The organism is Catenulispora pinistramenti, assembly GCF_018274385.1.
Taxonomy (GTDB): Bacteria; Actinomycetota; Actinomycetes; order Streptomycetales; family Catenulisporaceae; genus Catenulispora; species Catenulispora pinistramenti.
Window position 1 is genome coordinate 1 of sequence record NZ_JAAFYZ010000089.1, and the last position, 20,873, is coordinate 20,873.

Genomic DNA, 20,873 nt, shown 5'->3' on the forward strand with positions numbered 1-20,873 from the left:
GGTTCGGGGTGTGGTGGGGCTGGGGCGCGGGCTACGAAGAGCTGCGGCGCGGGTTAGGCCCGGGGCTGGGTCGTGGGCTACTGGCGAGTAGGGGCCCGGTGGCCTGGGCGGTTCTTACCGGGTCGAGAGCTTGGGGGCGGCTCGGCTGGTCGGCCGGGCCGCTTTCGGCAGTCGCCGGTCGGCCGGAAAGCAGATGCGGCGGTTGTCGGCTTCGTGTGTGATCTAGGCATGGCGATTGTGTTGGGCAAGCCGGACGTCCGGGGTCTGAGCGCGGCGGCGGGCGCGCTGCGGGAGTGGCAGCAGGAGGGTGCGCCGATGCAGCTGCATCCGGGCGACCTGGGCTGGTTCTGGCGCTTCGGGGCGGAGACGACGGCCGCAGCGGTGCGCACGTGGAGTCGGGACGGCCGGATCCTCGCGGTCGGGCTGATCGACGGCCCGGGGCTGCTGCGGATGACGATCGCCCCGGACGCCCGGGGCGACGAGGGGCTGGCGCGGCAGGTGGTCGCGGACGTCGGCGACGCGGAGCGCGACGTGCTGACGCCGGGCAAGGCGTATATCGAGGCGCCGATGGACGCGGTGATTCAGGACGTGTTGGCTGAAGAGGGCTGGGTCGAGGATGAGCCGTGGACTCAACTGCGGCGTGACCTCGCCGAGCCGGGGCGGAGGCGGACAGCAGGAGCGGATGTCGGCGCGGGGCTACGGTTCGAGGTGGTCGGGCCGGAGCTGGCGGGCGTGCGGGCAGCGGTGCAGCGCGCGGCATTCGACAACTCGACGTTCTCCGAAGAACGCTGGCATGTGATGGCCGCAGGAGAGCTCTACGCCGACGCCCGCTGCCTGGTCGCCTACGACGAGCAGGACCAGGCGGTCGCGGCGGTGACGGTCTGGTCGGCCGGTCCCGGCAAGCCCGGACTGCTGGAGCCGATGGGCGTGCATCGCGACCATCGCGGACGCGGATACGGGACGGCGATCACGGTCGCGGCGGCGGATGCGCTGCGGGGACTGGGAGCGTCGAGCGCGGTCGTGGGGACGCCGACGTCGAACGTCGGCGCCGTCGCGACCTACAAGGCCGCCGGGTTCACGGTGATGGCCGAGGTCCGGGACATGCGGCGGGACGCTTAGCCGAGCCGATCGGCAGTGCCGTCGAAGGGCCCAGCCGCGAGTCGGCTCGAAGACTTCGCCACACGCGGTAGGGCTCGGGCAGACACCGCGCACAGGGGCGGTACCCGGCGGCGATCGCCGTGGCCTCGTCGGCGAAGAAGATCCGGTGCCGCGTGTAGTGCCCCTCGGCGATGTGGCGGAGCGCCGAGGGACAGTCGAGACGCCCGTAGATGCGGAGCCGTCGGTGCCCGCCGAGTGTGCCGGGGGTCGGGCTCTCGTAGGGGCGGGCGTCGGGGCCGAGTAGCGTCCAGGTCATGCCGTGTCGTCATCCCGTGTCGTCATCCAGCGTCGTCAGGCTGCGTCATGGAACACCAGGCCGAGGGCGTGGCGGCGGCCCGAGCGCACGGTACTGACACCGTGCCGTACCGGGCCGGTGGACCAGCCGCGCGAGGAGCGGACCGGGCGGTCGCGGGTGGTGAAGATCAGGGCGTGGCCTTGGGGGAGCGGGGTGGCGGTGCCGCGGGATTGGGCGCGGGGGCGTTGTTCCACCAGGAGGAATTCGCCTCCCGTGTAGTCGGTGCCGTACGCGTCCAGCCCGATGACGGCCTGGAGCGGGAAGAGCATGTCGCCGAACACGTCACGGTGCACGGCGTTCCAGTCCCCGGGGCCGTAGCGGAGCAGGATCTGTGCCGAGCGGGCCTGGCCGGCGGCGTGGCACTGCTCCAGCCACTCGTCCAGGTCGTCGGGCCAGGGCGCCGGCCGGTTCAGGCGCGCGGCCCAGTCGCGGGCGATGGGCAGCAAGTGCGGCCACAGTGCGCGGCGCAGGGTGTCCACGACCTCGGGCAGGTCATGGGTGAAGTAGCGGTACTGCCCGGAGCCGAAGCGGTGCCGTGCCATGTCCACGGTTGTGCGGAACAGCTCGGGACGGTCGTAGAGGGCTGTGATGTCGCGGCACTGTTCGGGCGTGAGGAGCTGCGGCGTCGGGGCACAGCCGATGGAGTCGAGCTCGGCGGCGATCGCGGGCCAGTCGGCGGCGGTGAGGGGGGAGTGGGCTTCCAGGGTGGTGCTGGGCATGGTGGCTCCTATCCGATATCCAACGAGCGGTGAAACAGGCCTGCGGCGGTTCAGACCAGCGACCGTCAGACCAGCGACCGTCAGACCAGCAGCGGCGCGATGGCGCCTTCGAGCGCGAGCAGCCACTGCTTGTTCTCAACGCCCCCGGCGTAGCCACGCATCGACCCGTCAGCGCCGATGACCCGATGGCACGGCCGCACGATCAGCAGCGGATTCGCCCCGACCGCCGCGCCCAGCGCCTGGACCCGGTCGCGGGGCAGGCCGAGCTGCTTGGCGAGGGCGCCGTAGGTGGTGGTCGTGCCATGTGGGATCGTGTCGATCGCCGCCCATACGCTGCGCTGGAAGTCGCTCCCGGTGGCGGTGTCTTCGAGGTGTTCCAGGTATTCGAGGTCGAATTCGCTACGGGTCCCGGCGAAGTACTCCCGGAGCTGTCGGCTGACGTCGCTGAACGCCTCGGCGTCGGCGGTCCAACCGTCACGGATCTTCGGCGCGGATCGCTGACCGGCCATCGACAGGGACGCCAGGCGCCTGCCGCCGTCCGCGTCCTTCGCGCCGACCAGCAACAACGGCCCGACTGGGCTTTCGATTTCGGTGTAGATGTTCACCTATCCAGTCTGAGCCGCTGCGCCTTTCGACACTGGCGGGATTCGGACCTGGAGTCGGACCCGGAGCAGGTCTTCGAGCGCCTTCACTGACGTCTCGACCGGCTCGTGCCGGGTATCGATGCGGAGGTCCGGCGCTTTCGGGACCTCGTAAGGGTCGTCGACTCCGGTGAGGCCGCTGAGCTCGCCGGCGGCGTGGCGTCTGTAGAGACCCTTCACATCGCGTCGCACGCAGACCTCGATCGGCGTCGCGACATGGATCTCCAGGTACGGGATCCCGGCTGCGACGTGCAGGCGCCGCACATCGGCACGCGAGTCGGCGTAAGGCGCTATCACCGCGACCAGCACGATCGCCCCCTCGCGCGCCAGCTCCGCCGCGAGTGCCCCGACCCGCCGCACGTTCTCCTCCCGATCAGCGCGGCCGAAGCCGAGGTCCGCCGACACCGTGCGGCGCAGCTCGTCGCCGTCCAGCACCTCAACGCGGCGGCCCTGCTCGCCCCGCAGGCGCGCGGCGAGCGCCGCGGCGAGCGTGCTCTTGCCGGCGCTGGGCAGGCCGGTCAGCCACATCGTCGCGCCGGGCGGGATGTCCGTGCTGATCACCGGGTGAGTCTACGGCGCGGCCGGGCGGTAATTCCGATGAGCGGTCGGCGGGCGGCTGCTACGTTCGCCGGATGCGCATCCTGATAATCGGAGGCTCGGGGTACGTCGGTACCCTGATGACCCCCTTGCTCGCCGAGCAGCACGAGGTCCGGGTCCTGGACCCGGTGCCGCCGCGGGGAGACCACGACCACGTCGTCGGCAGCGCGGCGGACCCGGAGGCGCTGGCCACGGCGCTGGACGGGATGGACGCGGTGGTGCACGGCGCGATGGGCAACCTCTCGCAGACGGACTGGCCGGCGCCGGACACGGCCAGCGCGTTCGAGGTGAACGTGGCGTCGGTGTACGCGACGCTGCAGGCCGCGCACGCCGCCAGCGTCTCGCGCGCGGTGGTGATCGGGAGCCTGTCGGTGTTCAGCAACGAGCCGGTGCGGCTGGTCGAGCGCGACATCGACGAGGGCAGCGAGCCGGACGCCACGAACGTCTACGGCGTGACCAAGCGTCTCGGCGAGCAGGTGGCGCGCATCGCCGCACAGGAACACGGGATGACGGTCACCGTCCTGCGGTTGGCCTTCCCGACCCCGGACGACCTCTGGCCGCTCTGGGCCCTGCCGGTCAAGGACGAGCCGGTCCAGGTCCGCCGCGACGACGGCACCCCGGTCCCCGCCCTCGCCGCCTCGGACCTGGCCGCCGCCGTGTCCGCCGCCCTCACCCGCGACACCGGCGACTACGACGTGTTCCACATCGTCGGCGCCGACGACTCCGGCGACGGCAGGTGGAGCACGGCGAAGGCGCGGGACGTGCTGGGGTGGACCGCTCGGCGGCGGTGAGGGGTCCGCTGGGCCGACCGGCCTTGCTCGCCGCACCGAAACCAACTCGCCGCACCAAAACCGAAGAGCCCCGCCCGAACGCCTGGAAACCGCCAAGCGTCCGAGCGGGGCCGGTGAAACCAGCGGGACCGTACGGCCGGGGCCCTGAATCAGACCCCTACCGCACTCCCAGCCTCTTTACCGGTGCAGGTCGAACCGGTCCAGCTCCAGCACCTTGCCGAACGCCGCCGCGAACTCCTTCGCGAACTTCTCCTTCGCGTCGTCGCCGCCGTACACCTCGGCCAGCGCGCGCAGCTCGGAGTTCGAGCCGAACACCAGGTCGGCACGGGTACCGGTCCACTTCAGGGCGCCGGAGGCGTCGCGGCCCTCGAAGGTGGTGGAGTCGGCGTCGGCCGGCGTCCAGGCGGTGTCCAGGTCCAGCAGGTTGACGAAGAAGTCGTTCGTCAGGACGCCGGGGGTGGCGGTGAACACCCCGGCGGTGCCGCCGCCGTGGTTGGCGCCGAGCACCCGCAGGCCGCCGACCAGGACGGTCATCTCCGGGGCCGACAGGTTCAGCAGGTTCGCCTTGTCCAGCAGCAGGTACTCCGCCGGGAGCGCGGCGTCCTTGCCCTGCCAGTTGCGGAAGCCGTCGGCGCGCGGCTCCAGGTAGGCGATCGACTCCACGTCGGTCTGCTCCTGGGTGGCGTCGGTGCGGCCCGGGTGGAAGGGCACGGTCACGTCGAAGCCGGCGTCCTTGGCCGCCTTCTCCACGCCCGCGGCGCCGGCCAGGGCGATCACGTCGGCCAGCGAGACCTTCTTGCCGCCGGCGGCGCCGCCGTTGAACGCCGAGACGACGCCCTCCAGCTTGCTGAGCACCGGGGCCAGCTTCTCCGGCTCGTTGACCTCCCAGCCGTTCTGCGGCTCCAGCCGGATCCGGGCGCCGTTCACGCCGCCGCGCTTGTCGCTGCCGCGGAACGAGGCCGCGGCGGCCCAGGCGGTGGTGACCAGCTGCTGCACGGTCAGGCCGGTGGCCAGGATGCTCGCCTTCAGGGCGGTGGCGTCGGCGGCGTCGATCAGCGGGTGGTCGACGGCCGGGACCGGGTCCTGCCAGATCAGGCGCTCGCTGGGGACCTCCGGGCCCAGGTAGCGGGCGATCGGGCCCATGTCGCGGTGGGTCAGCTTGTACCAGGCGCGGGCGAAGGCGTCGGCCAGGGCCTGCGGGTCGTCCTTGAACCGGCGCGAGATCGGCTCGTAGATCGGGTCCATGCGCAGCGACAGGTCGGTCGTGAGCATCGTCGGCTGGTGCTTCTTGGCGCCGTCGAACGCGTCCGGGACGGTGCCGGCGCCGCCGTCGTTCTTCGGCCGCCACTGGTTGGCGCCGGCCGGGCTCTTGAACAGCTCCCACTCGTAGCCGAACAGGATCTCGAAGAAGCTGTTGTCCCAGGCGGTCGGGGTGTTGGTCCAGATGCCCTCCAGGCCCGAGGTGATGGCGTCGGCGCCGACCCCGGTCCCGTAGCTGCTCTTCCAGCCCAGGCCGGCCTGCTCCAGCGGGGCGGCCTCCGGGTCCGCGCCGACGTTGTCGGCCGGGCCGGCGCCGTGCGTCTTGCCGAAGGTGTGGCCGCCGGCGATCAGCGCGACGGTCTCCTCGTCGTTCATCGCCATCCGGCCGAAGGTCTCGCGGATGTCGCGGGCGGCGGCGACCGGGTCCGGGTTGCCGTTCGGGCCCTCGGGGTTGACGTAGATCAGGCCCATCTGGACCGCGGCCAGCGGCTCCTCGAGGTTGCGCTCGCCGCTGTAGCGCTCGTCGCCGCCGAGCCAGGTCTGCTCCGGGCCCCAGTAGACGTCGTCGTCCGGCTCCCAGACGTCGGGGCGGCCGCCGGCGAAGCCGAAGGTCTTGAAGCCCATCGTCTCCAGCGCCACGTTGCCGGTCAGGATGATCAGGTCGGCCCAGGACAGGGACTGGCCGTACTTCTTCTTCACCGGCCACAGCAGGCGCCGGGCCTTGTCCAGGCTGGCGTTGTCCGGCCAGGAGTCCAGCGGCGCGAACCGCTGCTGGCCGGTGCCGCCGCCGCCGCGGCCGTCGTGCACCCGGTAGGTGCCGGCGCTGTGCCAGGCCATCCGGATCATGAACGGGCCGTAGTTGCCGAAGTCGGCCGGCCACCACGGCCGGGAGTCCTTCAGCGTCGCGGCGATGTCGGCCTTGACCGCGGCCAGGTCCAGGGTGTTGAACGCGGCGGCGTAGTCGAAGTCCGGGCCGTTCGGGTTCGCCACCGCGGGGTTCTTCGCCAGGATCTTCAGGTTCAGACGGTTCGGCCACCACTGGCGGTTGCCGCCGCCCTGGGTCGGGTGCGGTGCTCGGCCGTGAGCGACCGGGCAGCCGCCCACCGCGTTGGTGTCGGGGCCGTGGTCGATGTCGACGTCGATGTCGCCATGCTGCTGCTCGGACATCTGAAAGGAGTCCTTCCGGTTCTGGCGGTTCACGCGGTTTCGGATGTTCTCGGAACGTTCTCGGTAGTGCTCTGTGCTCTGTTCCCTGTACTTGATCGTCGCGGATCGTCCCGCCCGCTACCCCTCGGGACCGGCGGGAGTGGCGCACGCGGGGCACAGGCCCCAGTAGACGACCTCGGCCTCGTCGATGGTGAAGCCGTGGTCGTCGACGACGTCCAGGCAGGGGGCCGCGCCGACCGCGCAGTCGACGTCCACCACCGCGCCGCAGTTCCGGCACACCAGGTGGTGGTGGTTGTCCCCGACCCGGCCCTCGTAGCGCGCCGGGCTGCCGGCCGGCTCGATGCGCCGCACCAGCCGGGCGGCGGTGAGCGCGTGGAGGGCTTCGTAGACGGCCTGCAACGACACGTGGCCGACCCGCTCGCGGACCCCGGAGGCGATGGCGTCGGCGTCCAAGTGGTCGCCGCCGCGCACCGTTTCCAACAGGGCCACGCGTGCCGCGGTCACCCGGAGTCCGGCACCGCGGAGCTCGTCCGCGGCGTTCGGCGGGGGTGGTGCGGTCATGGCTTCAACCTATCCGGCTAGAGGCGAACAATTCAAGATAACGAGTCATGCAAGTTTTGTGCGAGCGATCGTGCGCCGTTCGGGGGACGGGCCGGGCTGTCGGCGGGGCGCGGGCATAATCGGTGGCCGTGACCGAGCCCGGGCCGGCCGACGCCGCCGACACCTGCCATCGCCTGGTCCTGGACCATGTCCTGGGACTGATCGCCGGTGCGGAGTGCGGCGACCAGCTGGTGCTGCGGGGCAGCATGCTGATGACGGCATACGCCGGATCCGCCGCCCGTAAACCCGCGGATCTGGACTTCGTGGTGGTCCAGGACGGCTGGCCGGTGGACGACCTGGACCCGTATCCGTACGTCGATGATCTGGCGACGGTGCAGCAGTGCCGTACGGGGATCTGGCGGACCTGGTCCGGGACCACAAGGACGTCGGGCGCGGCATCGAGCTGGATCCCGACGGGTTCGATGAGCACGGCGATTGGCTGTACTCGGGTATGGACTCGGGCATGTGCTCGGGCTGCTCCTCGCCCGGCGTGCGGGTCGTGATCCCGTGGCGGAAGCCGCTCGGGAAGCGGAAGTCCGTACGCGGAACCGTGTCGCTGGACTTCTCGCTCACCGAGCCGATGCCGCAGCGGCCGGTCTGGACGCGGATACCCCGGCTGGACGGCGACCCGTCGGTGGTGCGGGCGGCCAGTGCGGAGCTGTCGCTGGCGTGGAAGCTGCTGTGGCTGTCGCAGGACACGAAGGACTCCGGATACGCCAAGGCCAAGGACCTCTACGACGCGGTGGTGCTGGCCGAGCTGCCCGGGATGGTGCTGGATGGCAAGCTGCTGCGGCGGGTGCTGCAGAAGTCGGAGGGGTTGCGGGTGCGGGATTTCACGGTGCGGGACTTGGCCGACGTCGCGGTCGACTGGGACGCGTTCGACGCCGAACACGCGGTCGGCGGAACGGTCGACGAGTGGCTGCGGCGGCTCGAGCACGCGCTGACCATCGCATGAGCGGGGTCGAGGGCGGGTTCGAGTACCACATCACGGTTACCGGCGACGCCGCCGCGACGGCCGGACTGGCCGCCTGGGCGGGGGAGCGCGGGGTGAAGTTCACGCACATCGTGTTGGCGCGCGGGCAGACCGTGTCGCAGCCGATGCTCACGGTGCGGGGCGAGGGCACAGCCGAGGCGGTGCTCGCCGCGGCGCAGACGACGGCCGGGGAGCTGCGGGCGGCGGGGCTGGTGGTGACACGGGTGAAGCTGGAGTCTTCGCCGTTCGCGGCGGGGGTGCCTGCCACGGCCGCGGAAGCCGCGGGGGAGCCCGACGATCGGTACTTCGAGCACCATCTCAAGCTGCTGCTGCCGGTGGGAGTGGACGAGGCGGCGCTCGCGGAGCTGGTGGGGCCGCACGGTGCGCACTTGTCGCGGAACGCGCGGCGGGTGCGGGAGGACGGCCGCTCGGAGAGGTTTGTGACGCAGCGCCGCTATCGGGTCGGTGGCGATGTGGCGGTCGCGGATCTGGATCGGTTGACTGAGGCGCTGCGCAATGCCGGCCATGCGATAGTCAGCACTGAGCGCGAGTATGTGGTCTACGACAGCAGCCCGGCGGTGGATGCCGGCTGGATCGGCTGAGTGCTGAGTGCTGAGTGCTGAGTGCTGATGCAGAGCACGCCGAGTCCCGAGTGCTGAAGGCTGAGTGCCGAGCACTGAGGCGCCGCCAGACCATTGCGCGAGCGCGATCTGCCGGCTCGATCAGCTCAGCCGCGATCCCTCAGTCGCGAGCCCTCAGTCCCCAGCCTCCAAATAAGCCAGCACCGCCCGCACCCGCCGGTCTCCGGCCTCGTCCGGCGGCAGCCCCAGCTTCCCGAAGATGTTCCCGACGTGCTTGCTCACCGACCGTTCGGTGATCACCAGCGTCGCGGCGATGGTTCCGTTGTCCAGTCCCTGCGCCATCAGCCCCAGCACCTCGCGTTCGCGCGGAGTGAGGGAGTCGAGGGGGTCGCGGCGGGTCAGCAGCTGCGAGACCACCTCGGGGTCCAGGGCGGTGCCGCCGGCGGCGACCCGCTCCAGTGCCTCCTGGAACTCCGAGACCCGTGCCACGCGGTCCTTGAGCAGGTAGCCGATGCCGGCGGCGCCTTCGGCCAGTAGTTCGGCGGCGTAGGTTTCCTCCACGTACTGCGACAGGACCAGGATGGGCAGGCCGGGCAGGACCTTGCGGGCCTGGATCGCGGCGCGCAGGCCCTCGTCGCGGAAGCCCGGGGGGAGGCGGACGTCCAGGATCGCGGCGTCGGGGCGGTGCTCCAGCAGGGTCGGGACCACCTCCGGGCCGCTGCCGGCGACCGCCACCACTTCGTGGCCGACCGTGGTCAGCAGCAGTTGCAGCCCTTCGCGCAACAGCACGTTGTCCTCGGCGATCACAAGCCGCACGGCAGCTCCACTTCCACGTTCGTCCCGGTGCCGTCGGTGCGGCTGTCGATCCTGGTGACGCCGTCCAGCGCCGCCACCCGGCGCCGGATCCCGGCCAGGCCGCTGCCCAGGTTGGGGTCCGCGCCGCCGGTGCCGTCGTCCCGGATCCGCACCGTCAGGTAGGGGCCATCATGCCGCAGGGACACCCAGGCGTGCGCGGCGCCGCTGTGTTTGGCGACGTTGGTCAGCGCCTCGGCCACCACGAAGTACGCCGCCGCCTCCACCGCCGCCGGGCAGCGGCGGTCCGGCTCCGGCATGTCCACCGTCACCGGCACCGGGCGGCCGGCGGCCAGCGCGCGCACCGCCCCGGCCAGGCCGCGGTCGCTGAGGATCGGCGGGTGGATGCCGCGGATCACGGTGCGCAGTTCGGTCAGCGCGTGCTCGATGCCGCTGCGGGCGTCCAGCATCAGTTCCCGGGCGCCGCCGGGATCGGCGTCGAAGCGCTGGTCGGCCAGGCCCAGCCGGAGCGCGGCGCTGACGAGCTGGGCCTGGGTGCCGTCGTGCAGGTCGCGCTCGATGCGGCGCAGTTCGGCGCCGTGCGCCTCCAGCGCCTGGGCCCGGGTCTCGGTCAGCGACTCCACCCGGGCGGCCAGCTCGGTCCGGCGGGTCGGGCCCAGCAGCCGCCGGGCGTACCAGCCCTGGAACCGGGCGAGCTGGGGCTGGCCCCACAGCTGCAGTGCCGTCAGGAACACCGTCATCAGCAGCGGGTAGGCGATCGCCTCGGGCCAGGTGTAGATCTGCGCGCCGGCGCCGAGCGTGCCCGGCCGCACCGTCCACCACCAGAACGGCAGCGCCAGGTCCCAGGGGATCCCGATCCACACCTCGACCGACAGCACCCCGATGAGCAGCCCGAGGAACCCGTGCACGATCATCCACGCGATGTCCCGCCACACCGAGGCGGACCGCATCAGGGCGAAGTACTGCCGATACGGATCGGCCGCCACCGGCGTGGACGGCTCCCGGATCGGATACCCCAGCACCTTGGCGGCCCGGCGCCGCTCGATGTTGGTCAGGACCCGGATCCGCCCGGCCACCCACGGCAGCCCGGGCACCCCGAAGGCCAGCAGCAGCGCCAACGGCAGCAGGCAGACGCCGAGCAGCGCCGGCAGCGCGGTCCGCAGGCCCGCGAACAGGTACCACGTCGAGCGCAGGCTTCGGGCGAACAGGGCGCGGATCTTCATGATCCCCCCACTCTAAAGGCCAGGTCGAGGTTAGTCGGCACGGCAGGCCCCACCGTCATGGTGTAGCGCGTTACACCCCCAAGAGGGGACTTGGGCCGCTGGGGCGGAAGAAGATCGAAAACTAGCGTCGAAGGCGTACTGATCCACCGATGTGATCCACCGACGCAGGAGCGCTTATGACCGCCCCGAACACCGTGCCCGGCGCCATCGCCGCGCACGCCGCCGACCCCGGCGGCGCCGCCGTGACGCTCGAGCGGGTGACCAAGTCCTACGACCGCGGCCGCGTGACCGCTCTGGACAACGTCAGCTGGTCGTTCCGGCGCGGCACCTTCACCGCGATCATGGGTGCCTCCGGCTCCGGCAAGAGCACCTTCCTGCACTGCGCCTCCGGACTGGACCTGCCCACCTCCGGCACGGTCCGGCTCGGCGACACCGACCTCGGGAAGCTGAAGGAGACCGCGCTCACCCAGCTGCGCCGGGACCGCGTCGGGTTCGTGTTCCAGGGCTACAACCTGGTGCCGTCGATGGACGTCCAGCGCAACATCACGCTGCCGCTGCGCCTGGGCGGCCGGCGGGCGGACACCGGCTGGCTCACCGAGGTCGTGCACCGGGTCGGGATGGCCGACCGGCTGGACCACAAGCCCTCCCAGCTGTCCGGCGGGCAGCAGCAGCGGGTCGCGGTGGCCCGGGCGCTGGTCACCCGGCCGGAGATCGTGTTCGCCGACGAGCCCACCGCCGCGCTGGACCCGCGTACCGCCGGGCACGTGCTGCGGCTGCTGCGCGAGGCCGTGGACGGCATCGGGCAGACCGTGGTGCTGGTGACGCACGACCCGACCGCCGCGGCCTGGGCCGACAGCGTCGTGTTCCTGTCCGAGGGCCGGATCGTCGACGAACTCCCGCGCCCGACCGCCGCGACGGTCCTGACCCGCTGGGAGACGCTGTGAGGAAGGGGATCGCCTTCGGGGTCGCCGCCGCGCTGGCGGTGGCGGCCATGATGCTCGGCGCCTTCGGCGTGCTGATCGAGTCCGGTGTCCGGGCGCACGGTTCGCTGGACCGGTACGCCTCGGCCGCTGCTGTCGTGCACGGAGAGCAGAGCATCACCTACAACTCCGGCAGCGGGGACAACAAGAACTCCGAGAGCCGGCCGCTCGTCGAGCCGAACCGGGTGCCGCTGACGCAGAGTGCGCCGTTGCAGGCGGTGCCCGGCGTCGCCGACGTGGTCGCGGACTTCTCGGTCCCGGTGGTCGCCGCGCCGACCGGCCTCACGCTGGCCGGGCACGGCTGGGACTCGGCCAAGCTGACGCCGACCACCCTCACCTCCGGCCACGCTCCGGCGTCGGCGCAGGATGTGGTGCTCGACGCGGAATCGGCTGCCCGCCTAGGGATTCGGGCCGGTTCTGACCTCCAGTTGCAAATCGGCGGTGCTCCGCAGTCCTACCGGGTCTCGGGGATCGACTCCGGCGGTCCGGCCGGGACGCTCTACTTCACCCAACAGCGGGCTGAGACGGTCTCCGGCCACCCGGATCGCGCCGACGCGCTGGTGGTGCTGGCCGCCGCGGGTTCGCACGTCTCCGCCTCCGACCTGCGCCACGCCGCTCCCGGCCTGGACGTCGCCACCGGCGCGGCACGCGGCGACATCGAACACCCGGGGATCCAGGCGGGCCGGGCGGACAACATCGCCACCGGCGGCACCCTGGGCGGCGTGAGCCTGCTGGTCGCGCTGCTGGTGGTGTCCGGACTGCTGGAGCTGTCGGTGCGGGACCGGACGCGCGAGCTGGCGGTGATGCGCGCGGTCGGCGCCACGCCGCGGCAGGTGCGGCGGGTCATCGTGCGCGAGATGCTCAAGATCGCCATCCCTTCGGCGCTGGTCGGGGCGCTCGCCTCGCTCGGCCTCGGGGCGGCGCTGCTGGCCGTGATGAGAGCGCAGGGCGTGCTGCCGGCCGGCTACCGCTTGGCGCTGAGCCCGATCCCCGTGGCCGGTTCCGCGCTGCTCACCGTGCTCACGGCCGTCGGTATCGGCTGGCTGTCCGCGCGGCGGGTGTCGAAGATCAAGCCGGTCCAGGCGCTCGGCGAGACCGCCGTCGAGCCGAAGCGGCTGCCGCGCTGGCGGGTCATCACCGGGCTGGTGTTCGTGCTGCTCGGCGCCGGGATGCTGGTGCTGACGTTCACCGTCGGCGGCCAGGCGGCGTCCTCGTCGGTGGCCGGGCTGGTGATCTCGCTGATGTGGGGCGTCGCGCTGCTGGGGCCGTGGATCGCGCGCGGCGGCACCAGGGTTCTGGGCGCGCTGCTGCGCCGGCTCTCGCCGGTCTCGGGCGACCTGGCCGCCACCTCGGCGCGCGCCGCCGCGGTCCGGATGGCCGCCGTCATCACCCCGATCGCGCTGGCCCTGGCGTTCGCCGGCACGCAGCTGTTCGCGCAGACCACCTCCGCGAACGCGACCGCCGCCGAGGCGCGCGACGGGATGCGGGCCGAGCGGGTGCTGACGTCATCCGGGCCCGGGATCCCGCACGGCGCCTACGACGCGGCCAAGGCGCTGCCGGGGGTGACCGACGTGACCGCGGTGAAGCGGACCACGGTGCTGATGCCGGTGTGGAACCTGGACACGTCGTTGCAGTCGCTGTCGGCGCAGGGGGTCGCGGGCGGTTCGGCGGCGACGCTGGATCCGAAGGTCACCACCGGTTCGCTGGCCGGGCTGAACGAGCCCGGAACCGTCGCGCTGAGTTCGGAGGTCGCGCACGACACGAAGGTCGGCGACACCCGGCAGCTGTGGATGGGCGACGGCACGCAGGTGACGCTGAAGGTCGTGGCGCTGTACCAGCGCGGCTTCGGCTTCGGGGACGTGCTGTTGCCCCGGGACCTGGTCGCCGCGCACGCCGCGAACACGCTCGACGACTTCGTACTCGTCAACGGCAACGGTGATCTCAGTCCCCTGACGCACGAGTTCGTCGGTCTGCACACCGCCACCGCCGCCGACTATGGCAGTGCCCTGACCGAGCAGTCCCGGCACGACGGCCTGACCGGGCTGATCGCGGTGGTGGCGATCGTCGGCTTCATCCTGGTCGGGGTGGTGACCACGCTGGGAGTGGCCACGGCCTCGCGGCGCCGGGAGCTGACGCTGCTGCGGCTGGTCGGCGCCACGCGGGACCAGGTGATGCGGGCCCTGCGCCTGGAGACGGTGATCATCGTGGGCACCGGGACGGTGGTCGGCGCGGCGGTCGCCGGCGTGACGCTGTTCGCCTACGCCTCCGGCGTCACCGGCCTGCCGATGCTCTCGGTGCCGCCGCTGGCCGTCGCGGGCATGGTGGTCGCGGTGGCGCTGCCCGCCGCGGCCGCGGTGCTGGTGCCGGCGCGGCGGATTCTGCGGCGGGGGTCGCCGCGGATCGAATAGCTGAACCTCCGTGCCGGGCCGCGCGTTGTACAGGCATACACGGCACGGGGGCGTGCTATGCGCGGCGTGTCCGTCGTGGAGGATTCCCGTGGCCTCCGTTCACTCCCCAGTGGTGACGGGCACGCCGCTCCGGGATGGGGTCGGGCCGGGGTCGGGCGGCTGTGTCCGGCGGCGGTATATCCGGCACCGGCATTTCCGAAGATGCCCCTTGTACCCTCACGCAGTCCCTCCTACAGTGCAGCGACCTACCGTGATCACGCGGCGCCGGCCGCGGGAGGGGGCGCACCCGATGGGACAGCGTTCGAAGGGTTCGGTGCCCGGGGAAGCCGACTACGTCGTGGTCGGTGCCGGGAGTGCGGGGTGCGTGCTGGCCGCGCGATTGGCCGCGAGCGGGGCGCGGGTGGTGCTGATCGAGGCCGGCGGGTCCGATCGGACGACGCTGGTGCGCAAGCCGGGGCTGATCGCCGCGGTGCACAGCGTGCCGCAGCTGAAGGCACGGCTGGACTGGGGCTACTACTCGGTGCCGCAGGCTGACGCGTTGCGACGCGAGGTGCCGCAGACGCGCGGCAAGGTGCTCGGCGGCTCCGGGTCCGTCAACGGGATGCTGTTCGTGCGCGGGAACGCGGCGAACTACGACTCGTGGGCGGCCGAGGGCTGCCAGGGCTGGTCCCACGCCGATGTGCTGCCCAGCTTCAAGAAACTGGAGAGCTGGGAGGACGGCGAGAACGACCTGCGCGGCGGCTCCGGGCCGATCAAGGTACGGCGACAGGTCAACGTCACCACCGCGACCCTCGGGTTCATGGAAGCGTTCGCCGACACCGCCGGGGTGAAGGTCCTCGATGACTACAACGGAGAGTCGCAGGAGGGCATCGGGATCGTCCAGCAGAGCGCACACGACGGCCTGCGCTACAGCTCCTCGGTCGGCTACCTCGACGACCACGGCATGGCGCAGCTCGACGTCGTCACCGGCGTCACGGTCACGCGCGTGGTGCTGGAGAAGGAGCGGGCCGTCGGCGTCGAGGTGATCGCCGAGGGCGGCGCGCGCCAGGTGGTGCGGGCCACGCGGGAAGTGGTCCTGTGCGCCGGGGTCTTCGGATCGGCGCAGCTCCTGCAACTGTCCGGGATCGGCCCCGCGGACCATCTGCGTTCGGTGGGCGTCGAGGTGGCGGCCGATCTGCCGGTCGGCGACAACCTGCACGACCACCTCTTCGTCCCGATGTGCTTCCTGATGCCGGAGGCGCGGAACAAGGGGACGGCGCCGTACTTCGCGCGCGGCTTCGTGAAGGAGGTGACGCGCGGCGGGACGTGGGTCGGGCGCACGGTGTTCGAGGCCGTGGGCTTCGTGCGCAGCCCGCGCGCCGAAGCGGTGCCGGACCTGCAGATCCACGTGCTGCCCTGGTCGTATCCGGGGCCGAACCAGGACGCGCCGGTGCGCCACAAGGCCGATCCGCGCCGGACGCTGACCATCATGCCGACCCTGATCTACCCCAAGAGCCGGGGCACGGTGCGCCTGGCCTCGGCCGATCCGCTGGCCGCGCCGCTCATCGACCCGGCGTACCTGCACGATCCCGCGGACGCCGAGCTGCTGCTGGACGGCATGGAGATGGTCCGCGAGGCGATGGCCCACCGCTCGCTGGCCGGCCGGGTCCTCGGCGAGACCGCGCCGGGCCCGGCGCACGCCGACCGCGCGGCGCTGGCCGCCGAGCTGCCGAACCGCGCGACCACGGTGTACCACCCGGTCGGCACGTGCCGGATGGGCGTCGACGAGCGGGCGGTCGTGGACCCCGAGTTGCGGGTGCGGGGCGTGGCGGGCCTGCGGGTCGCCGACGCCTCGATCATGCCGAGCATCGTCGGCGGGAACACCAACGCGGCGGCGCTGATGATCGGGGAACATGCGGCGACGCTGATTCTGGGCTGAGCGCGGCCGATTCCGCCGACTCACCGCGCACGAAGGCCCGGCTCGGGTGTATGCCGAGCCGGGCCTTCGTGCGGTGGGACAGTGTTTCCGGCGGTGGGTCAGCGCTTCCAGAACGGTCGGCGGGCAGGCGGCGCGAACGATTCCAGGAACGTCACAGTGCTCTGCCACCGCTCGGCGACCGGCTTGTCGGCGGAGCTCAGGGTACTGAGGAGTTCGCTGGCAGTGGCCTGGTGCTCGGCGGGCAAGCCCGGGATCAGTTCTGTCAGCTTCGCGGTGAATTCGAGCAGCAGTGCCTCTTGCCCGTCGGTCGCGGCGGCGGTGAAGCGGGGGAGCCATTCCGTTGCGAAAGTACGGAGATCAGCCGCGGGCGGCACGGTCTTCCTCTCGGCGACCGGTGCCGGTGTCGGCGCCGGTGCGGGCACCGAGGACTTGAGGAAGTCCGGGATTTCGAGGTCTTCCTCCGCCGAGGGCGGCATCGGCCCGCGGGACGGCGTAGGCGCACCAGGAGACGGCGGCGGCGGAGCCAGCCGAAAGAGAGCGCTGCCGCCGGGCTGGACTGACAAGGTACTGAACGAGTACGCCTCCGGTTCCATGGCGTCTCCCACGGCGTCTTCCATGACAGTGCCCATGTATACCGCGGCCTTGCGCATCGGCCTGGGCACCGCCGCGGGCACCGCGGGCGCGCTCCAGCCAGCGGGGAGGTCGACCGGCTGCGTGACCTGCTTGAGCGGGCTGCCCGCGGCCACCACCCGGGTGTCGATCGCGACGAACGCCGTGAAGCGGGACAGCACGCTGTGACCCACCGACGTCGCGACGATCGCCCGCTCGATGTCCGGCTGTCCTTGAGACGCCGATACGTACCGGTCCTCCAGATCGCGGATGCGGCCACGGGCCCAGAACTGCGCGAGTCCGGCGTCCGCGGTCTCGAGGGCCGGCACGCGCCGGGTCCACGGCGAGCCGTCGGCGGCTTCGCCGGTGATGACGATGCCGGCCCCGATGTCCGCCAATGCCGTCCCCGGCGATGCCGTGGCTCCGTGGAACCGCCCGGCCACCACCAGCGGCGCGCCGACGAACAAGTCCGCCAGCCGGGTCGGGGTGATCGAGTCCTGATCCAGTTCCAGCCCACTGTTCCCGGCCAGGCGCAGGCCGGTCACCAGCGGTGTGCCGATGCGCCGGTGGATGGCGTCCATCGCTTCGTCGAGACGGTCCTCGGACTCCACCAGTTCGCAGTGTCCGCCGCCGAAGCCCGCCAACCGTCGCAGGAAGCCGGCGTTGACCGCGCTGTCGATCCCGACGGTGTGGACCCGCAGGTGCGTGAGCTGCGGGGCGAGGGCCGACAGCAGCGAGTCCTCGTCGCCGATCTGGCCGTCGGTCACCAGAACCAGGACCTTGTCTCGTTCCGGGTCGTCGCCGCCCAGGAGCTTGACCGCCTGGCTCAACGCCGGCCGCATCTCCGTTCCGCCGCGCGCTTCGACGGACGCCAGGTGCTGCACAGCGCGGAAGCGGTGCCGGTCTGTGGCCGAGGAAAGAACGTCGGACGGGAGGTCGTCGGGATAGGTGATCGAGTGGTCGAACGTCAGCACCGCGAACCGGTCGGTGGCGGTCAGCGAGTCGACGATGCGGGCCGCTGCTCGGCGCGCCGCCGTCATCTTCCAGCCGCCCATGCTGCCGGACCGGTCCAGGACCAGCGCCACGTCTCGGGGACGCGTCGCGCCGGTCAGCTCCGGCGGCAGGACGGTCAGCAGGAAGGTGCCGGTGCGCGTCGCGCTGTCCGACTTCTCGGTCTCCTTCTCCTTCTCCTTCTCCTTCTCGTTTTCGTTTTCGTTTTCGTTCTCGTCTTCGTCCCACGCCACGGCCAGGGATGTCGCCGCCGCCGAACCCCCGTACGCCAAGCGCAGGATGAAGTCGCGGTCCGCCCGGGCCCCGGGGTCGAGCCGGACGACGTAACGCTCGCCTGATTCCTCGGCCGATCCCTCCTCCGTCACGCTCACCCCGTGCAGGCTCGATGTCAGCCCGGCCAGCGGCAGTCCCGCCGGGTCCACCGCGACCTCGATCGACAGCCGGATCGGATTCGGGAAGCCGGGCAACAGAATGGGCGGGCTGATCCGGGACGCGTCGGGCACTTGGGAGGTGTCGACGGCGGTCCCGCTGCCCACTTGCTCGCCCGGGAGCGCGGCGCCGGGGATGTAGCGGGGCGCCACTACCAGCGGGAAGCGAAACGTGGCCTGTCCGTCTTCATATGGCAGACGCCCTGAGAGCGTTGTCCGGATGACCACGTGCTCGCCGGGCATGATGTTGCCGACGCGCAGAGTGAAGACCCCGGGGCGCTCCTCCTCGGCGATCGACGCGCGCTGGCCGGCTTCGATCGCCGCGCTGTAGTCGGCGCGCGCCGACTCTCGCTCCTTCACCACGCCCTCGACCACGCGGTCGGCGGCTTCCATCCGCAGCCGGGTCACCGCCGCGCGGTCCGGCAGCGGGAAGATGTACGTGGCCTCCAGCGGGACGTCATAGGGGTTGCGGAAGCCCTGCGCCAGCTCGGTGCGCACGGCGAGGCCGGCCACCGAGGAGCGGACCTCGATCAGCTCCAGCGGCAGGTTGCCGCGCTCGGTGCGCAGCGCGCCGAGGCCGCCTTCCGGCGCGCGGCGCGGCGTTTCCTCGAAGATCTCGACGACCTCGATGACACCGATGCGAACGGTCATGGTGGTTCCCCCTCTAGGAATGTCAGTCCGCTGGTTATGTATGTCAGGCCTCGGACAGGCCGAGCCGGTTCAGCAGGTCCAGCAGTGGTTGTGCCGCTTCGGTGATCGCGGCGCGGGCGGCGGCGTCCGGGGTGCGGCCGGGTGGCAGGAGCAGGGTGATGTCGGTGGTCAGGCGGATGCCGGTGATGAGTGGGGCGGTGGTGTCGGGCCCGGCCTCGATTTCGGTGTCGGCCTCGGTGTCGGCGGTGATGGTGGTGAATGGCTCGGCTGCGGGTGGCGTGATCCAGAAGCGGGAGCGGGCGGGGGAGGTCGCCGGTCCCGCTGCATCCGGGTCCGCCGGGGCGATCAAGGCGTCCAGATCCGCCGGCAACTCCGCGATCTGCTCGACCACGGACGCTTCCGCGCCGAGCAGCCGTTCCTGTACCGCCGCCACTGTCAGCCCACTGGCTTGCAGCCGCTTGATCGCGACCAGCTGGGCCAGGTGGGAGCGGCCGTAGAGCGCGGTGCGTCCGCGCATGGCCGCCGGCCGGTCCAGCAGGCCGATCGAGGTGTACCAGCGGATCGTCCGCACGTCGGGCACCTCCCGGATACGGCCGTTGGGCTGGGTCGGCGCCCCGGCGGCCAGCGCCGCCGCGGCCAGGCGGGCCAGGCGGTCGATGGTCCAGGGGGCCGGGGCTTCGGTCATGCGGCTCATCATGACACTGTCATATGACAGTGTCAACGAAACAATGTTCCGTTGCCCCGGCGACAGAGCGTTGATACGTTCCGCGTGTGGGGCTGAGCTCTCGGTTGAGTGCGCTTGTGCTGGTCGTGGCCGTGGCGGGGCTGATCCCCGATCCGGTGTCGGCGACGGTGCCGGTGACGGTGACGGTGACGGTGCCGGTGACAGTGTCGGATCCGGTGCCGGGGCCGCCGGCCGTGGACGTCGCCTCATACCTGGTCGTGGACTACGACACCGGCCAGATCCTGGCCGAGAAGGATCCGCACCGTGCGCTCTACCCGGCCAGCACTCTCAAGATCCTGACAGCCGACACCCTCATCCCGCGCCTGGACCCGGACCTGGAGGTCACACCGAAGGCCGCGGACTTCGCCGCCGAGCCGGACGGCAGCGTGGTCGGCATGACGGCGGGGGTCACCTACAGCGTCGCCGAACTGTGGCGCGCGACGTTCGTCGAGTCGGCCAACGACGCCGTCGCCGAACTGGCCCACCTCTCCGGCGGCCTCGACGCGACCACCGCGGCCATGGAGCGAGAGGCACGCAGTCTCGGTGCCCGGGACACCACGGACATCATCGACGCCGACGGCTACGACCAGGACGGCCAGACCACCAGCGCCTACGACCTCGCACTGTTCGCCCGCGCGGGCCTGCGCCTGCCGGCCTTCCGCGCCTACTGCGACCTGAAGCACACGACGTTCCCCGGCCCCGACGGCAGCACGCTGACCCTCACCGACCACGACCCGCTGATCCTCGGCTACCCGGGCATGATCGGCATCAAGAGCGGCCTGACGACGAAAGCCGGGCACACCTACGTCGGCGCCGCGACCCGCGACGGCCACACGATCATCGAGACGCTGATGCTCGGCGGCCCGGACATCTCCGACCAGGCGGCGGACCTGATGGACTGGGCGTTCGCGGCTGATGGGAAGGTGACGCCGGTCGCGCTGCTCGGCGGGAGTCAGGCGCCGCCGACATCTGCGCCGACGACGCCCACACCCACGCCGACGCCAGCGCAGACACCGACACCGACACCCACGCCCACACCGACGCCAACGATTGCGCCGACGCCCGCCCCGAAACCCATGCTGCCGTCGAGGCCGGTCACGCGCATCGAGGCGATAGCCCGACCGCGCTCGACCGCGCCGCCCTGGTCAGGCGCGGCCTGGCTCGGAGCGGTCGCCGCACTGGCAGCGGTGGCGGTGCCGGTGGGCACGCGGGGGATCCATCGGCGCCGCACCTAGCAGCCAAGCTGCTGCTGCGGAAGAAATCAGCTGGCAAGCCGGTGCCGCGAGCGCCATTCTCCTGCGCGGGGGTCTTCGTGGCGGCCACTGG

At 71.8% G+C, this 20,873-nt stretch carries 18 protein-coding genes; 8 read left to right on the forward strand and 10 right to left on the reverse strand.

What is annotated here, in order from left to right:
* Positions 1–228: 228 nt before the first annotated feature.
* Positions 229–1,119 carry a GNAT family N-acetyltransferase gene (locus KGQ19_RS24415; protein WP_212011992.1) on the forward strand — a complete coding sequence of 297 codons (891 nt, stop codon included), beginning with the start codon at positions 229–231 and terminating at the stop codon, positions 1,117–1,119.
* Here KGQ19_RS24415 and KGQ19_RS24420 read toward each other — a convergent pair.
* The 4 genes from KGQ19_RS24420 to cysC form a co-directional block, all read right to left on the reverse strand.
* Positions 1,076–1,414, reverse strand: coding sequence for an Ada metal-binding domain-containing protein (locus KGQ19_RS24420; RefSeq protein WP_212012000.1), 339 nt, complete (start codon positions 1,412–1,414; stop codon positions 1,076–1,078). The two genes, KGQ19_RS24415 and KGQ19_RS24420, sit on opposite strands and share 44 nt — an antisense overlap.
* Before the next feature lie 35 nt (positions 1,415–1,449).
* On the reverse strand, positions 1,450–2,172 hold the full coding sequence (locus KGQ19_RS24425; RefSeq protein ID WP_212012002.1) for a 2OG-Fe(II) oxygenase: 723 nt from the start codon (positions 2,170–2,172) through the stop codon (positions 1,450–1,452).
* Between the two features lie 80 nt (positions 2,173–2,252).
* A complete protein-coding gene (locus KGQ19_RS24430; protein WP_212012004.1) occupies positions 2,253–2,777 on the reverse strand; it encodes a methylated-DNA--[protein]-cysteine S-methyltransferase in 525 nt (174 codons plus the stop codon).
* Positions 2,778–3,341 carry an adenylyl-sulfate kinase gene (gene cysC, locus KGQ19_RS24435; protein WP_230419336.1) on the reverse strand — a complete coding sequence of 188 codons (564 nt, stop codon included), beginning with the start codon at positions 3,339–3,341 and terminating at the stop codon, positions 2,778–2,780.
* 104 nt (positions 3,342–3,445) lie between these two features.
* Between cysC and KGQ19_RS24440 the strand changes: the two genes are divergently transcribed.
* Complete coding sequence (locus KGQ19_RS24440; RefSeq protein WP_212012008.1) at positions 3,446–4,201, forward strand: NAD-dependent epimerase/dehydratase family protein; 756 nt, start codon at positions 3,446–3,448, stop codon at positions 4,199–4,201.
* A 177-nt stretch (positions 4,202–4,378) separates the two neighbouring features.
* Here KGQ19_RS24440 and katG read toward each other — a convergent pair whose 3' ends face one another.
* Both katG and KGQ19_RS24450 read right to left on the reverse strand, forming a co-directional pair.
* Positions 4,379–6,628 (reverse strand): catalase/peroxidase HPI, encoded by a 2,250-nt coding sequence (katG, locus tag KGQ19_RS24445; RefSeq protein WP_212012018.1) that lies wholly within the window; start codon positions 6,626–6,628, stop codon positions 4,379–4,381.
* Positions 6,629–6,745: 117 nt separating this feature from the next.
* Entirely contained in the window at positions 6,746–7,189 is a 444-nt protein-coding gene (locus tag KGQ19_RS24450) for a Fur family transcriptional regulator (protein WP_212012020.1), read from the reverse strand.
* A 379-nt stretch (positions 7,190–7,568) separates the two neighbouring features.
* On the opposite strand from KGQ19_RS24450, the gene KGQ19_RS24455 reads away from it, so the two are divergent.
* Together KGQ19_RS24455 and KGQ19_RS24460 are read left to right on the forward strand one after the other, a co-directional pair.
* Complete coding sequence (locus KGQ19_RS24455; RefSeq protein ID WP_212012022.1) at positions 7,569–8,183, forward strand: nucleotidyl transferase AbiEii/AbiGii toxin family protein; 615 nt, start codon at positions 7,569–7,571, stop codon at positions 8,181–8,183.
* Positions 8,180–8,803 (forward strand): hypothetical protein, encoded by a 624-nt coding sequence (locus KGQ19_RS24460; protein ID WP_212012024.1) that lies wholly within the window; start codon positions 8,180–8,182, stop codon positions 8,801–8,803. Before KGQ19_RS24455 ends, KGQ19_RS24460 begins: the two co-directional genes overlap by 4 nt.
* 153 nt (positions 8,804–8,956) lie before the next feature.
* Here the strand turns inward: KGQ19_RS24460 and KGQ19_RS24465 are convergent, their stop codons facing one another.
* Positions 8,957–9,598, reverse strand: coding sequence for a LuxR C-terminal-related transcriptional regulator (locus tag KGQ19_RS24465; RefSeq protein ID WP_212012032.1), 642 nt, complete (start codon positions 9,596–9,598; stop codon positions 8,957–8,959).
* Complete coding sequence (locus tag KGQ19_RS24470) at positions 9,586–10,818, reverse strand: sensor histidine kinase (RefSeq protein WP_212012034.1); 1,233 nt, start codon at positions 10,816–10,818, stop codon at positions 9,586–9,588. The genes KGQ19_RS24465 and KGQ19_RS24470 overlap by 13 nt, the downstream gene beginning before the upstream one ends.
* A gap of 176 nt (positions 10,819–10,994) precedes the next feature.
* On the opposite strand from KGQ19_RS24470, the gene KGQ19_RS24475 reads away from it, so the two are divergent.
* From KGQ19_RS24475 to KGQ19_RS24485, 3 genes are all read left to right on the forward strand, one after another.
* Complete coding sequence (locus KGQ19_RS24475) at positions 10,995–11,762, forward strand: ABC transporter ATP-binding protein (protein ID WP_212012036.1); 768 nt, start codon at positions 10,995–10,997, stop codon at positions 11,760–11,762.
* The gene (locus KGQ19_RS24480; protein ID WP_212012038.1) at positions 11,759–14,206 is read left to right on the forward strand and encodes an ABC transporter permease; all 2,448 of its coding nucleotides are present in this window, start codon (positions 11,759–11,761) and stop codon (positions 14,204–14,206) included. The genes KGQ19_RS24475 and KGQ19_RS24480 overlap by 4 nt, the downstream gene beginning before the upstream one ends.
* Positions 14,207–14,495: 289 nt before the next feature.
* The gene (locus KGQ19_RS24485; RefSeq protein WP_212012040.1) at positions 14,496–16,124 is read left to right on the forward strand and encodes a GMC family oxidoreductase; all 1,629 of its coding nucleotides are present in this window, start codon (positions 14,496–14,498) and stop codon (positions 16,122–16,124) included.
* 98 nt (positions 16,125–16,222) lie between these two features.
* Here the strand turns inward: KGQ19_RS24485 and KGQ19_RS24490 are convergent, their stop codons facing one another.
* Positions 16,223–18,823: a VIT domain-containing protein gene (locus KGQ19_RS24490; protein WP_212012048.1), complete on the reverse strand. Its 2,601-nt coding sequence runs from the start codon at positions 18,821–18,823 to the stop codon at positions 16,223–16,225.
* A gap of 43 nt (positions 18,824–18,866) precedes the next feature.
* The gene (locus tag KGQ19_RS24495; protein ID WP_212012050.1) at positions 18,867–19,508 is read right to left on the reverse strand and encodes a helix-turn-helix domain-containing protein; all 642 of its coding nucleotides are present in this window, start codon (positions 19,506–19,508) and stop codon (positions 18,867–18,869) included.
* Positions 19,509–19,594: 86 nt separating this feature from the next.
* On the opposite strand from KGQ19_RS24495, the gene KGQ19_RS24500 reads away from it, so the two are divergent.
* The gene (locus KGQ19_RS24500; RefSeq protein WP_212012052.1) at positions 19,595–20,782 is read left to right on the forward strand and encodes a D-alanyl-D-alanine carboxypeptidase family protein; all 1,188 of its coding nucleotides are present in this window, start codon (positions 19,595–19,597) and stop codon (positions 20,780–20,782) included.
* Positions 20,783–20,873 lie beyond the last annotated feature (91 nt).